This is a genomic window from Streptomyces sp. NBC_00448, assembly GCF_036014115.1.
Taxonomy (GTDB): domain Bacteria; phylum Actinomycetota; class Actinomycetes; order Streptomycetales; family Streptomycetaceae; genus Actinacidiphila.
Window position 1 is genome coordinate 3,621,666 of sequence record NZ_CP107913.1, and the last position, 13,719, is coordinate 3,635,384.

At 73.1% G+C, this 13,719-nt stretch carries 10 protein-coding genes and 1 tRNA gene; 5 read left to right on the forward strand and 6 right to left on the reverse strand.

What is annotated here, in order from left to right:
- The first annotated feature begins 30 nt into the window (after nt 1–30).
- From OG370_RS15330 to OG370_RS15340, 3 genes are all read left to right on the forward strand, one after another.
- Nucleotides 31–1,080, forward strand: coding sequence for a glycine betaine ABC transporter substrate-binding protein (locus OG370_RS15330; RefSeq protein WP_328464569.1), 1,050 nt, complete (start codon nt 31–33; stop codon nt 1,078–1,080).
- A gap of 162 nt (nt 1,081–1,242) precedes the next feature.
- Nucleotides 1,243–1,827: an ArsR/SmtB family transcription factor gene (locus OG370_RS15335; protein ID WP_328474123.1), complete on the forward strand. Its 585-nt coding sequence runs from the start codon at nt 1,243–1,245 to the stop codon at nt 1,825–1,827.
- Nucleotides 1,828–1,930: 103 nt separating this feature from the next.
- A complete protein-coding gene (locus OG370_RS15340; protein ID WP_328464571.1) occupies nt 1,931–3,292 on the forward strand; it encodes an MFS transporter in 1,362 nt (453 codons plus the stop codon).
- Between the two features lie 91 nt (nt 3,293–3,383).
- On the opposite strand, the gene OG370_RS15345 is transcribed toward OG370_RS15340, so the two are convergent.
- The 3 genes from OG370_RS15345 to OG370_RS15355 all read right to left on the reverse strand — a co-directional run bounded on the left by OG370_RS15345 (nt 3,384) and on the right by OG370_RS15355 (nt 7,443).
- Nucleotides 3,384–4,172 (reverse strand): hypothetical protein, encoded by a 789-nt coding sequence (locus tag OG370_RS15345; protein WP_328464573.1) that lies wholly within the window; start codon nt 4,170–4,172, stop codon nt 3,384–3,386.
- A 439-nt stretch (nt 4,173–4,611) separates the two neighbouring features.
- Nucleotides 4,612–5,382: an IclR family transcriptional regulator gene (locus OG370_RS15350; RefSeq protein WP_328464575.1), complete on the reverse strand. Its 771-nt coding sequence runs from the start codon at nt 5,380–5,382 to the stop codon at nt 4,612–4,614.
- A 267-nt stretch (nt 5,383–5,649) separates the two neighbouring features.
- Nucleotides 5,650–7,443: a DEAD/DEAH box helicase gene (locus tag OG370_RS15355; protein WP_328464577.1), complete on the reverse strand. Its 1,794-nt coding sequence runs from the start codon at nt 7,441–7,443 to the stop codon at nt 5,650–5,652.
- A gap of 249 nt (nt 7,444–7,692) precedes the next feature.
- Here OG370_RS15355 and OG370_RS15360 point away from each other — a divergent pair, with 249 nt between their 5' ends.
- Nucleotides 7,693–8,922: a hypothetical protein gene (locus OG370_RS15360; RefSeq protein ID WP_328464579.1), complete on the forward strand. Its 1,230-nt coding sequence runs from the start codon at nt 7,693–7,695 to the stop codon at nt 8,920–8,922.
- Nucleotides 8,923–9,037: 115 nt separating this feature from the next.
- On the opposite strand, the gene OG370_RS15365 is transcribed toward OG370_RS15360, so the two are convergent.
- Nucleotides 9,038–10,462, reverse strand: a complete 1,425-nt coding sequence (locus OG370_RS15365; RefSeq protein WP_328474125.1) for an MFS transporter — start codon at nt 10,460–10,462, stop codon at nt 9,038–9,040.
- A gap of 405 nt (nt 10,463–10,867) precedes the next feature.
- On the opposite strand from OG370_RS15365, the gene OG370_RS15370 reads away from it, so the two are divergent.
- Nucleotides 10,868–10,941 (forward strand) — tRNA-Cys (locus OG370_RS15370).
- Nucleotides 10,942–11,065: 124 nt separating this feature from the next.
- Here the strand turns inward: OG370_RS15370 and OG370_RS15375 are convergent.
- Together OG370_RS15375 and OG370_RS15380 are read right to left on the reverse strand one after the other, a co-directional pair.
- Nucleotides 11,066–12,247: a hypothetical protein gene (locus tag OG370_RS15375; RefSeq protein ID WP_328464581.1), complete on the reverse strand. Its 1,182-nt coding sequence runs from the start codon at nt 12,245–12,247 to the stop codon at nt 11,066–11,068.
- Nucleotides 12,248–12,393: 146 nt separating this feature from the next.
- Complete coding sequence (locus OG370_RS15380) at nt 12,394–13,557, reverse strand: SPFH domain-containing protein (RefSeq protein WP_328464583.1); 1,164 nt, start codon at nt 13,555–13,557, stop codon at nt 12,394–12,396.
- Nucleotides 13,558–13,719 lie beyond the last annotated feature (162 nt).

The following is a 13,719-nucleotide window of genomic DNA, read 5'->3' on the forward strand; positions in this document are numbered from 1 at the left end:
CGGGCCGGAGGCGGGCGAGGGGCCGGTGGCATGCGACGGGCCGCAACCGCCGCGCGGCGCGGCGGCGTTACGGCCGCGAGCCGACGTACGGCGCCGGGCCGGCGGACGCTGCTCGCCGGGACCGCGGCCCTCACCGCGCTGGCCGCGCTCGCCGTGCTCTCCTCGTGCGGCCTGACCAGCGGCAGCCCGCTGGTGGACAACGTGCAGCCGGGCACGCTCGGCCGCGGCAAACCGCTCAAGGGCGCCTCGCTCACCGTCACGTCCAAGAACTTCAGCGAGAACATCATCCTCGGCGAGATGATCGGCCTGGTCTTCAAGGCGGCCGGCGCCTCCGTGCTGGACCGCACCAACATCACCGGGTCGATCGGCGCCCGCGAGGCGGTCAAGTCCGGCCAGGCGGACGCGATGTACGAGTACACCGGCACCGCCTGGATCACGTACCTCGGGCACACCACCCCGATCAAGAACCCGCACGCGCAGTGGCAGGCGGTGCACGACGAGGACCTGAAGAACGGCCTGACCTGGCTGCCGCCGTCCACCCTCGACAACACCTACTCGCTGGCGATCAGCGCGAAGAACGAGGCCAAGTACCACCTCAGGACGCTCTCCGAGGTGGCCGCGCTGGCCCGCAAGGACCCCAAGGCGGTCACGCTCTGCGTGGAGAACGAGTTCGCCTCCCGGCAGGACGGGTTGGTGGGCATGGAGAAGGCGTACGGCATGAACCTGCCGTCGGGGAACATCCAGAAGATGGACGCCGGGATCATCTACACCCAGATCAACAAGAGCAACTCCTGCCTGCTGGGCGAGGTGTACACCACCGACGGCCGGATCAGGTCCATGAACCTGACGGTGATGAAGGACGACCGGAACTTCTTCCCCAACTACAACGCGGCGCCGGTGATCTACTCCAAGGCGTTCCGCAAGCACCCGGTGATCGCGAAGCTGCTCGACCCGGTCAGCGCCAAGCTCGATACGGCGGTCGCGCAGCAGCTCAACGCGAAGGTGGACGTGGACGGCCAGGACCCGCACGACGTGGCGAAGGACTGGCTGGTCAAGGAGGGCTTCATCAAGGAGGGCTGAACCGGGGCGGAACGGCACGGGCCGACCGGGCCCGGCGAAGATGCAAAGACTTTTTGCAAAAGAGTCTTGCAAAGATTCTTTGCACTCCCCTACGGTAGGGACGTGCCCAAGAAGCCCGCGGACGAGATCCGCCACCAAGACCCCGCGGACGAGGTCCGCGTCATGGACCCGCGCTCGCTGCGCGCCCTCGCCCACCCGCTGCGGATGCGGATCATGGCCGCGCTGCGCGAGTACGGTCCCGCCACCGCCTCCGGGCTCGGCGACCGGCTCGGCGAGTCCAGCGGGGCGACCAGCTACCACCTGCGGCAACTCGCCGCGCACGGCTTCGTGGAGGACGACCCGAAGCGCGGCACCGGCCGCGAGCGGTGGTGGAAGGCGGTGCACCGGGGCACCCGGTTCGACAGCACCGAGGACTTCCTCGCCCACCCGGACCCCGAAGTGCGCGGCGCGATGCGCTCGTTCATGCACCAGATCGCCGTGGAGCACGCGGAGCAGCTCACCGGCTGGCTCGGCACCTCGGACGAATGGCCGGAGCCCTGGCGGGAGTCGGGGAACCTGAGCAGCTTCACCCTGCGGCTGACCCATGAACTGGCCATGGAGCTGAGCCAGCGGGTGGAGGAGCTGATCGGCTCCTACCGCGACCGGGTGCCGGAGCCGCCCGAGGACGAGCACCCGCGCAGCCCCGCGGCCGACGGCTCGGCGAGCGTCCGCATCCACTTTCATGCTTTCCCGCGCCGCGTCGACTGAGCAAGCCGCACCACCCGATCTCCTGACCGACCGGGCACCGTAGAACCGGCGCCACCCGCACCGCAATTCCCATACCGCTCATCGCACTCACGGGGGACCCGCCATGAGTTCATCAGCCATGCCCGCTTCCGGCTCGCCGACCGCGCCCAGGACGCCGGTTCGTCCCAGGGACCGCCGCCCGCTCCTGCTGCTGCTCACCGCCAACGTCATCTCCGTCGCGGGCAACATGCTCACGCTGGTCGCCATCCCGTGGTTCGTGCTCTCCACCACCGGCAGCCCGGCCCGCGCCGGACTGGTCGCCTTCGCCTCGACCGTGCCCGTGATCCTGGCGGCGCTGCTGGGCGGCCCGCTGATCGACCGGCTCGGCTACACCGTGACCAGCGTCGTCTCCGACGGGGTGTGCGCGCTGGCGGTGGCCGCGGTACCCGTGCTGCACGCGACCGGGCACCTGACGTACGGCCTGCTGCTGGTCCTGGTCGCCGTCAGCGGCCTGTTCCACTCCCCCGGCGAGACCGCCCGCGAGGTGCTGATGCCGCGGCTGGCCGAACGCGCGGGCACCACGGTGGCACGGGCGTCGAGCGGATACGAAGGGGCTTCGCGCGGGGCGCGGATGCTGGGCGCGCCGCTGGCGGGTGTGCTGATCGCGGGAATAGGTGCGGCGAACGTCCTGGTGCTGGACGCCGGCACCTTCGCGGTGTCCGCGCTGCTGATCGGCCTGGGCGTGCATGAGCGGACCCGGCGCGCGGAGCGGACCGCGGCGCCGAAGCCCGCCAAGGCCGCCAAGGGCGGCAAGGGGTCGGCGCTCGCCGCGTACCGGGCCGAACTCGCCGAGGGATACCGCTACTTGGTCCGTGCCCGGCTGCTGTTCTCGGTGGTGGCGATGGTGATGGTGACCAACGCGCTGGACCAGGCGTGGTCGTCGGTGCTGCTGCCGGTGGAGGCGCGTGAGCACCTGGGCGGATCGGTCGGCATCGGGATGGTCTCCGGTGTCTTCGCCGCGGCCGCGCTCACCGGGTCGCTGCTGTTCGGGGCGATCGGGCACCGGTTCTCGCAACGCGCCCTGTTCATCGGCGGCTTCCTGGTCTGCGGCTTCCCGCGCACCGCGGTGGCCGCGTTCCTCCCCGGACTGACGCCGCTGCTGATCGTCTCCGCGGTGTGCGGGCTGGGCGCCGGGGTGCTCAACCCGATCATCGGCACCGAGATGGTGCGGCTGATCCCCGAGCGGCTGCGCAGCCGGGTCTTCGGCGCGGTGACCTCGGGCGTGCTGGTCGCGGTGCCGCTGGGCGGCCTGCTCGGCGGGTACATCGTGCAGTACGCCGGGCTGCGCACCGGGATGGTGACGGTCAGCGCGATCTACCTGGTGACCACGCTGAGCCCGTTCGTCCTGCCCGCCTTCCGGGCCTGGGACACGGCCGGGGACGTGGCCGCCGAGGAAGCGCGGCAGCCGGTCGGCGCGGAGGCGTAAGGAGACGTCAGGAAGGCGTAGGGGGCGCTCGTCCCGCTCGTCCAGGGCCGCGGGCCCGTCCGGAGCCGTACCGGCCCGGGCGGGCCCGCTGTCAGCAGGTGGGGGTCTTCTGGCCCGCGCGCAGGGCGGACAGCGCCGACAGCGCGTTGTCCAGGGTGGTGACGGGGATCAGCTTGAGGCCGCCGGGCAGCGCGGCCTTGGCGTCGGAGCACTCGCCGCGCGGCACGATGAAGACGGTGGCGCCGTCCCGGACGGCGGCCTTCTCCTTCAACGGCACGCCGCCGACCGCGCCGACCTTGCCGGAGCTGTCGATGGTGCCGGTGCCGGCGATCACCCGGCCGCCGGTCAGGTCGCCGCCGTGGCCGTCGCCGTCGACCTTGTCGATGATGCCGAGGGTGAAGAGCAGACCGGCGCTCGGGCCGCCCACGTCGGCCAGGCGCAGCGTGACCTTCACCTTCGACGGTGACAGGCCCAGGTGCTTCAGGGCGGCGGCGGTGGCGTCCTGCTGGGAGTCGGTCATCTCCTTCTCGTTGGCCTTCTGGATCTCCGCGACCGAGTTGCCGCTGGGGTAGACCGAGTCGCGCGGCATCGCGGCCTTGTCCGAACTGAACCACGCCTTCGCGACGTCCGAGAAGTGCACCGAGGCGTTCGGGGCCGTGGCCGCCACGGTCACCAGGCGGAGCTGGCCGCTGGTCGGCCGCGTTTTCGCTCCGCTCACCGTGATCACCGGGGTGCCCTTGTCGGCGCCCAGCACGTTCGCCGTCAGCCCGGGCAGCACGATGGACATGGGGAGGGGGGCGAGGGCGGCGACGGCCAGCAGCGCGACCACGATCGCGCCGCACACGGCGAGGGTCAGGGTGCGGCGGGATACGGCAGGCATGCGCCGAGCTTACCCGGGTGCCCCTGACCCCCCGGTCGCCCCTGTCCTGTCGGTTCAGGGACCACCTGCGGGTGGGGTCCCTCGGCTACGCGCCGTCCCGGTTGCGGCTCGTTCCCGGCCGCAGGCCGGTGGCCTGCTGGTCGCGCAGTTCCTCCCCCGGAGCTTCGCCTGGGAGTACCCCCAGCGCCCCTTGGTGGGTGCCTCTTGCGGTGGCGCCTTCACCCTGCCGTGCACGGTGGTTGCTCGCGCAGTTCCCCGCGCCCCTGGGTAGGTGCGGCTCCTTCCGCGGAAGGACGGTCGCCCCCAAGGGGTGCTGGGGGTACTCCCCTGGCTCCGCCGGGGGCACCCCCACCGAGGCGAAGCTCCGGGGGAGGAACTGCGCGTTCAGCCACCCACGGGGGGTGGTCCCGGAACCGACAGCACCAGACACCCCGGAGGGTCAGCGCAAAGCCTCGGACACTTCCGTCGCGGCCTCGACCACGCGCATACCCACCCGTTCCGGGACGGATTCCGCGAGCATGACAACACCGACGCTGCCCTCGATACCGGGCACCCCGAGAAGCGGGGCGGCGGCGCCGGCGGCACCGGCCTCCAACTCGCCGGAGGTGATGACGTAGCGGGCCTGCCCGAACGCCCCGCCGACCCCGATGACGCGGTCGGTCCCGTCGACCGGGTGATCCACCGCGCCGACCGACCTCGCCGCGAACCCCGCGAACTCCTCGCTCTCGGCCCGCTCCCAGCCACCCCCGTCCGCGGTGGGCTGCATCCCGCGGCCGGCGAGGATCGCCCGCCCGGCGGCGCCACGGTCCAACGGGTGCCGGAAGCCGGTCCGATAGGCCACGTGGTAGTCGGTCCAGGTGGGCTCGACCACGGCGACGGCGAGCGCCTCCGTGCCGTCGACGAGGGTCAGATGGGCGGTCGCCCCGATGTCCTCCGCCAGCGCCCGCAGCGCGGGCAGCGCGGCCTCCCGCAGCAGCGGATGCACCTGGTGGGCGAGACCCAGCACCCCGAGCCCCACTCTGGCCCGCCCACCGAGGTCTCTGCGGACCAGCGAGTGCTGCTCCAGCGTGGCCAGCAGGCGGTACACCACCGTGCGGTTCACGCCGAGTTTGGCGGCCAGTTCCGTCACGGTCAGACCGTGGTCGGTGTCGGCGAGCAGTTTGAGAACCCGTAGGCCCCGGTCGAGCGTTTGAGACGTCTCCGCGGTCACGACGCCCCCTCCTCGTGAAATCGGCGGCGCATCTCACCACCCCCGCCTTCGGGGTGCGCACTGCCGGTCCCGCGGCAGTGCGCGGAGAGGCCGCCGGTCGGTTCGTTACCCGGCTGCGCTCCGCGGCTGCACTGCCACGGCGCGTGCGTGACCGGCACCGTAGCGAGCGAGTACCGCTCAGCGGAAGGGGTCGTCCACAATCCGGGCGTTCCCTTGACCGGACTTTGGGGTTCATCCCGGTGCCGATCACCTACAATCCGGCGGAGATCACCGCATTCGGGTCGCCCACTCCTGCACCTTTTTGATGCGCTCGGCGAGCTGCCCGGCGCTCGCCTCGGCACTGGGCGGACCACCGCAAACCCGGCGCAACTCGTTGTGCACGACGCCGTGCGGTTTGCCGCTCTGGTGGTGATACGCACCCACCAGGGTGTTGAGCTGTTTGCGCAGTTCGAGAAGCTGGCGATGGGTGACGATCGGCCGCCGCTCGGCGGGCAGTTCGAGCAGATCGGCCTCTTCGTCCGGTTTCTTCCGGCTGTGCGAGATCTGCCGGGCCTGCCGCCGTTGGAGCAGTATCTGCACCTGGTCCGGCTCCAGCAGCCCGGGGATGCCGAGGTAGTCCTGCTCCTCCTCGCTGCCCGGGTGCGCCTGCATGCCGAACTCGGCGCCGTCGTAGAGCACCCGGTCGAAGACCGCGTCGGACTCCAGCGCCTCGAACGGCAGCAGGTCGTCGTCGGTCGCCTCGTCGTCGGCCTTCTCGGCGTCGGCGAGCAGCTGGTCCTCCTCGGCGAACGGGTCCTCCTCGCCGCCCTTCTTCGGCTTGTCGAGCACGTGGTCGCGCTCGACCTCCATCTCGTTGGCGAACTCCAGCAGCATCGGGATGGTCGGCACGAACACCGACGCCGTCTCGCCGCGCCGCCGGGACCGTACGAAGCGGCCCACCGCCTGCGCGAAGAACAGCGGGGTGGAGATGGTGGTGGCGTAGACGCCGACCGCCAGGCGGGGCACGTCGACGCCCTCGGAGACCATCCGCACCGCGACCATCCAGCGGTCCTCGGACGCGGCGAACTCCTCGATCCGCTTGGAGGCGCCGGTGTCGTCGGAGAGCACCACGGTCGGCTTGTGCCCGGTCAGCTCCTTGAGCAGCTTGGCGTAGGCACGGGCCGAGTCCTGGTCGGTGGCGATCACCAGGCCGCCCGCGTCCGGGATGCCCTTGCGGACCTCGGTCAGGCGCTGGTCGGCGCTCTTGAGCACGTTGGGAATCCACTCGCCGGTGGGCGCGAGCGCGGTGCGCCACGCCTGGCCGGTGGCGTCCTTGGTCATCGGCTCGCCCAGCCGCGCGGACAACTCGTCGCCGGCCCGGGTGCGCCAGCGCATCGTGCCGGAGTAGCTGAGGAAGATCACCGGGCGGACCACGCCGTCGGCGAGCGCGTTGCCGTACCCGTAGGTGTAGTCGGCGGAGGAGCGGCGGATGCCGTCGTTGCCCTCCTCGTAGACCACGAACGGGATCGGGTTGGTGTCGGAGCGGAACGGGGTGCCGGTCAGCGCGAGGCGGCGGGTGGCCGGCTCGAACGCCTCCAGGCAGGCCTCACCCCAGGACTTGCTGTCGCCGGCGTGGTGGATCTCGTCGAGGATCACCAGGGTCTTGCGCTGCTCGCAGCGGTTGCGGTGCAGCATCGGCCGCACCCCGACGCCCGCGTACGTCACGGCGACTCCGTGGAACTCGCGTCCGACCGGGCCCGCGCTGTAGTCGGGGTCGAGCTTGATCCCTATCCGCGCCGCGGCGTCCGCCCACTGCGTCTTGAGGTGCTCGGTCGGGGCGACCACGGTGATCTGCTGCACCATGTGGTTGTGGAGCAGGTACGACGCCAGGCTGAGCGCGAAGGTGGTCTTCCCGGCGCCGGGCGTCGCCACCGCGAGGAAGTCCCGCGGCTGCGCCGCCACGTAGGCGTCGATGGCGCCCTGCTGCCAGGCCCGCAGCTTGTTCGCCGTGCCCCAGGGGGCCCTCCCGGGGAAGGCGGGCGACAGGTGGTGGGAATGGGGGTGCGAGGCGGCGGTAGTCACGGTCTCCGTAAGGGGGTTGTCGGCGCGGGCGGCCGCGCGGGTCGGTTCGGTACGAAAACCGCCTCAGCCTACCGGGCGGCACGGCGGCCATCCCGCGGCGGCGCGAGCGCGCCGCCCCGGTGCGACCCACCTCACAGTGCGGCGAAAGGACGGCGCGGGTTGCGTCTCCGGTGCGGCAGACTGCCTGACAGCGCGGTGTGGGGCCGCGAGGGGGCGGCGGCGAACCCGGGGGGCGGGATGGGAATCGGCATGACCGGACGCGGCGGGCGGGCGCGGGCCGGCGTGGTGGCGCTGGCGGTGCTGTTGGTGCTGGCGGGGGTGGTGGCGCTGGTCAAGTACGAGCGGCGCGACAAGGGCACCCCGTACGTGCCGCCGCGCGCCGGCCAGGCGTCGATCCTGCTCACCGCCGACCAGGCCGGCTCCGGTCTCGACCTCAACACGATCCGCGCCGACGACGGCATGGCCTTCGCTCCCGACGGCTCCCTCTACGTGCTGCGCACCGACCTGTTCAGGGTCTCGCCCGACCGCAAGGTGTCCCGGGTGTGGCGGGCCGGCGCGTACGCCACCGGCGGGCTCACGGTGCTCCCCGACGGCACCGTCGCGGTCGGCGTGCGGGGCGGGGTGCTGCGGATCGACGCGCACGGCAAGGCGTCGACGCTGGCGGGCAGCCCGGACCCGGCGCCCGGGAAGAAGAAGGGGAAGGGCGACGACGACGGCGCCGGCACCGGCGGTACGAGCGGAACCGGCGGCACGGGCAGCACGGGCGGGGACTCCGGCGCGAAGGGCGCCGCGGGCCCCGCCGGGTCGACCGACGCGACGGGCTCGACCCTCCCCGCCGGCTCCACCGCGTTCGTCGGCGTGGCCCGGCCGCTGGGCACGCGGCCGGACGGCGCCCTGCTCGTCCAGGACTTCAGCGCCGTCTACGCCGTCGAGGACGGCACCGCGACCAAGGTGCTGGACACCCCCGTCGCCAGTGCCTACCTCAACACCGACACCGACACCGACGCCGTACGGCCCACCGCCGACGCCGCGGGTGACGTGTACTTCGTGGCCGCGGCCGACCACGTCGCCGGCCTCTCCCACCGCATCACCCGGGTCACCCCGTCCGGCGAGTCCGCGCCGCTCCCGATCCCGAAGAGGATTCCCGGCCTGCCCGGCGACCCCGACCGGCTCACCGTGCAGTCGCTGGCCGGGGACGGCGCCGACGGGGTCTACGTCGACGCGGTCGGCGGGAGCGGCGGGAGCGGCGGGAGCGGGTCCACCGGCGGCCTGGACGACTACATCGTCCACCTCCACGACGGCAAGGCCCGGGTCGTCGGGCACAGCCACACCGCCGCGCACGTTCTCGACTGCACGCTGCCGCACGCGGTGAGCGCCCTCGAACTGCCCTGCTCCCTGCCGGCCGGCATGGCCTACCGCGACGGACGGCTCGCGCTGGACGGGATGGTGCACTACACGCTCGAAGTGGCCGTCTCCTAGCCGGAACCCGAGGCCATCGACCCGGAATCCGGAAGCCGGAAGTTCGGGCCCCGTTGTGCGGCCCCGGGAGTTCCCGCCCGGGACCCCGCTCGCGCGCCCGCGGCCCTCCCGGGGTTCAGCCGCGGGCCGGCCTGGTGCGCAGCCGCGCCGCGACCAGTGTGCCGGCCAGCGCGATCACCGCCGTCGGCACGAATACCGCGGCGAACGCGGCCGGGTGGCCGGTGGTGGCGCCCGCGACCGCGGCACCGGTGGCCGCGCCGACCGAGCCGCCGCCGAGCGCGGTGAAGACGGTGCCGGCGCCGCCCACGATCAGCACGTTGGAGAGCGAGTCGGCGACCTGGAGGGCCGCGGAGTTGGTGCCCGCCTCGGCCGGCGGGGACAGCCGCAGCATCAGCACGCTCAGCACGGAGATGGTCAGCCCCATGCCGAGGCCGCCCGCGCACCAGGCCACCGCCACGATCCACGGCGGCACCGAGTGGATCAGCACGAACGGCAGCGTGCCGATGGCGGCCGCGGTCAGCGCCATGCCGGCCTGCGCCAGCCGCTCGCGGAACGGCTCCAGCCGCGGCCTGGACTGCAGGTAGGAGCCGAGCGCCCAGGTCAGCCCGCCACCCGACAGCGAGAGGCCGGCCAGCGTCGGGGACAGGCCGCGCTGGGTGACCAGCATCAGCGGCACGAAGCTCTCCGCCGCGAAGAACGAACCCGCCGCGATGCCGCGCATCAGCACCACCGTCGGCAGTCCCCGTACGGCCCGGAACGTGCCCCGCGGCAACAGCCGCAGCGCGGCCGGCACCAGCAGCCCCGCACCGGCCACCGCCGGCAGCACGGACAGCGGCCGCAGGTCCTGCCCCGCGTACTGGAGCAGCGCGGCGCCGCACGCGAGCGCCCCCGCCCACCAGATCCGCCGGCCCGCCGGCCGCGCAGCGGAACTCTCCCCGCGCTGCGCCGCCGCTGCCTCCCGGGTGGCCCGGCGCAGCGCGGGCAGCATCACGGCCAGGGGCAGCACCACCAGCACCGGGATCGCCAGGAACACCCAGCGCCAGCCGAGGTGCTGGGTGACCGTGCCGGACACCAGCGGCCCGACGATCGAGGGCACCACCCAGGACGCGGAGAACGCGGCCATCACCGCGGGCCGCAGCCGTTCGGGATAGGCCCGGCCCACCACCACGTACAGCGCCACGATCACCAGTCCGCCGCCGAGCCCCTGCACCGCCCGGCCCAGCACGAACACGCCCATCGACTGGGCGGTGCCGCTGACCACCAGGCCCGCGCCGAACCCGGCGATGCCGGTGGCCAGCGGCGCCAGCGGGCCGCCGCGGTCGCACCACTGCCCGCTCACCACCATGGCGAGCAGCGAGGTGGTGAAGTAGCCGGAGAACGCGAACGCGTACAGCCCGACGCCGTGCAGGTCCCGGGCGGCGACCGGCATCGCGGTGCTCACGGCGGTCGCCTCGAAGGCGATCATCAGCACCACGGAGACGATGCCGAAGGTGAGCGCGCGGTACGGGCGGGACAGCACGCCGCCGTCGGTCGCCGGCATCTGCGCCAGGTCCCGTGCGGCGGCCTGTTCCGGAAGGGTCCCCGCGCCGTGCGCGCCGCCCGGAGCGGCACTGTCCGGCGCGGCGCCGGCCTGAACGGTCGTGCCCGCGGCGGCTTTCCCCGCGGTGGCACCGCGCCGTCCGTGGCGGGTGCGCGTGGTCGGTCTCGTCGGTGCCATCCGGCCAGGGTAAGGGTCGCCGGGCAGTGCGCGCCCCTACCCGTAGGCGTTAATCGGATCAGCCGATGGACCTAGGCCGCGCGCCGGAACGTGCGCCGGGCGCCGGGCGCGCGGCGGGTGGAGCGCGTGGCCGGCCGTGAACGCCGTATGGCAGTCGTGTTGCGGGATGGGCCGTACCGTTGACCGCGCGTACCGCGGACCGGCATGGTCAGAGCAGCGAGAGCACGCGGCCGCGTGCCCGAGTGGTCAGGGACTCGTCTGCAAAGCGAGCTACACCGGTTCGAATCCGGTCGCGGCCTCCACGTCCGGCCCGGCGCCCGTCACACGGGCCCGGGCCGGTCGGCGTTCACGCGTCCGTTACGCGGCGGGATGCCGGGCCCCGGGCGGGTCAACCCCCGCAACCCCGCAACCCCCCGCCCGGCGGCCTCACCTGGCCATCACCACCGCCACGATCACCGCGATCACCACCGCCAGTGCCACGATCGCCGCCGTGATCTTCGCGGCGCTGTACGGGCGTTCGCCGATCACCTCGCCGGTGCGGGCGTTCACCATGACCTGCCAGCTCTTGCCCGCGTGCAGGTACGTCAGAAACCACACCGGCAGCAGCATCAGCTTGAACGTCACGTCGTCGTACCGGGTGTTCACCGAGGTGACCCGCTGCTCGTCGCCGCCGATGTCGGCGCGGCAGTCCCCCTCGATCACGCCCGCCATCCGCTGCTTCGCCGTCTCCAGGCCCTGTTCGGGCTCGACGTCGTAGCGCACCGTCTGGAAGCCGGCCAGGTACTCCGGCTGGTAGGGGCGCGCCTCCTCCAGCGGCCAGGGGGTGAGCTTGTCCAGCTGCTTGGACTTCACATGGCTGGTGCCGGCCACCAGGATGTCGTCGAAGGCGCGGGCCACGGTGCCGGAGGCGTGGTGCCAGCGGGTGTGCTGGACCTGGCGGGTGCGGGTGACCTGCTCCCCGTTCTCCGTCGTGGTGTAGGTCTCGGTGGTGTAGTAGTGCTCGCCGCGCTGGCCCTGGTAGTGCGAGGTGGTCGCCGCGTCGTACGTCCAGTGCGGCAGGTAGCTGCCCTTGAACGTCTCCGCCTCGGTGACCTTCTTCAGGCTGCTCGGCGCGAACCAGCGCGAGGACGTCCAGGTGCTCAGCCGGTCCCGGGCGGCCCTGCGGTCCAGGCCGAACGGGACGACCGCCTCGGGCACCACCCGCTCGGTCAGTTCGGCGTCGGCGACCAGGGGGGTCGCGCAGAACTGGCAGCGCGCCGACAGGTCGTCGGTCTCGGTACGGGCGCCGCACCCCGGGCAGAGGAACGCCCGCGCCTCGCCCAGCACCGCGGCGCGCGGCTTGTCCCGCAGCGTCGCGAGCTCCGCGATGGGGTGCTCGCGGACCTGGCGCGGCAGCTCCGCCAACGCCCGCTCGTGGCCGCAGTACGGGCACTTGAGCGCGCCCGCGCCCGGCGAGAACTCGACGGTGGCGCCGCACGCCTCGCAGGGGGTCGACCGCACGCCGCCCGCCCCGGCCGCCGTCCCTGCTTCCGGTCCCGATCCCGGCCCCGCCTGGGTGGAACCGGTGCCGGCCACCACGCCCTCCGGCCCGCGCTCTTCCGTGCTCATGGCAGTGCTCTCCCCCACTCCTTGGGTCGTCCGTCCGTGCCTCGACGTGCGTGCGTGCTTCCGTACGTGCGTACTTGTGTACGTCGCGACGGGTCCGGCCGGCTACACGGGTGCGCCGTGCCCCGCCGCCCGGGCGCCGGGCGTCCTCACGCCTGCGGCGGCAGCGGCGGCGGTACGGCCCCGAACAGCCCGCCGACCTCGGGGACCTGGGCGGCCGGCAGCCATCCGGCCATGCCGTCCTTCCAGACCAGCGTCTCGCGGGTGAGGGTGCCCGCGCCGACCAGGCCGGACAGCGCGGCGGCGTCGTACGGGCCCTGCTGGGCGCCGCCGATCCCGACGAACCACTGGGCGGGCTGGGGCAGCGGCGGCGGGGCGGCCGCGGCGGGGGCTGGTGCGGGTGCGGCCGGGGCGGCGGCGGCCGGGGCCGCGGTCGCGGGAGCCGCCGGGGCCTGCGGGGTGAGCCCCGCGGCGATCCGCTGGCCCATCGCCATGCCGATGCCCAGGCCGACGCCCTCGCCCGCGCCGCCCGGGTTGCGGGCCGCCTCCCCGATCGCGTTCGCCGCCTGGAACTGCGTGAACTGGTCGAGGTTGCCCGCGATGCCCATCCGCGAGCGGGTGTCGATGGCCTGCTCGACCTCCGGCGGCAGCGAGATGTTCTCGATCACGAACTTCGGCACCGAGATGCCGACCGACGCCAGCTCCTGGCTGAGCACCACGGCCAGCCGGGCGCCGATCGCGTCCTGCTGCGTGGCCAGGTCCAGCATCGGCACGCCCGAGGTGGCCAGTGCGTTGGACAGCCGCCCGACGATGAGCTGCCGCAGGTACTCCTGCACCTCCTCGGTGCGGAACTGCGGGTCGGTGCCGGCCAGTTCGCGCAGCAGCGCGGGCGCGTCCACCACCTTCGCGGCGAACGAGCCGAACGCCCGCAGCCGTACCATCCCGAACTCGGCGTCCCGCACGATCACCGGGTTCGCCGTCCCCCACTTCATGTCGGTGAACTGGCGGGTCGTGACGAAGTACACCTCGGCCTTGAACGGCGAGTCGAAGCCGTACTTCCAGCCCTTCAGCGTGGACAGGATCGGCATGTTCTGGGTCTGGAGGGTGTAGGTGCCAGGCGTGTAGACGTCGGCGATCTGGCCCTCGTTGACGAACACCGCGGTCTGGGACTCGCGCACGATGAGCTTGGCGCCCATCTTGATCTCGTTGTCGTGCCGGGGGAAGCGCCACACGATGGTGTCCCGACTGTCGTCGGTCCACTCCACGATGTCGATGAACTCGCCCCGGATCGCGTCGAACAGACCCACGCCCATCCCCCATCCCGCGCTTCGCGCGCACTGCCCGCCCCATTGACCGACCAAGCGTCCGAGCACGCCCGAACCCGGGCACTCTAGCAACCACCCCCACCGCCACCCCTCATGACGTCCGCTCCCGAATCCCCGGTTCCACCGCCCCGCGGTGGGGAGGCGTCGGGC

Coding starts and splice junctions, on each gene's coding strand:
- OG370_RS15365 (WP_328474125.1), bottom strand. CDS start 10,462: ATGCCGGCGACCGACGGCGGCGTGCTGTCCCGCCCGTACCGCGCGCTC.
- OG370_RS15380 (WP_328464583.1), bottom strand. CDS start 13,557: ATGGGCGTGGGTCTGTTCGACGCGATCCGGGGCGAGTTCATCGACATC.
- OG370_RS15340 (WP_328464571.1), top strand. CDS start 1,931: ATGAGTTCATCAGCCATGCCCGCTTCCGGCTCGCCGACCGCGCCCAGG.
- OG370_RS15345 (WP_328464573.1), bottom strand. CDS start 4,172: ATGCCTGCCGTATCCCGCCGCACCCTGACCCTCGCCGTGTGCGGCGCG.
- OG370_RS15375 (WP_328464581.1), bottom strand. CDS start 12,247: ATGAGCACGGAAGAGCGCGGGCCGGAGGGCGTGGTGGCCGGCACCGGT.
- OG370_RS15360 (WP_328464579.1), top strand. CDS start 7,693: ATGACCGGACGCGGCGGGCGGGCGCGGGCCGGCGTGGTGGCGCTGGCG.
- OG370_RS15335 (WP_328474123.1), top strand. CDS start 1,243: ATGGACCCGCGCTCGCTGCGCGCCCTCGCCCACCCGCTGCGGATGCGG.
- OG370_RS15330 (WP_328464569.1), top strand. CDS start 31: ATGCGACGGGCCGCAACCGCCGCGCGGCGCGGCGGCGTTACGGCCGCG.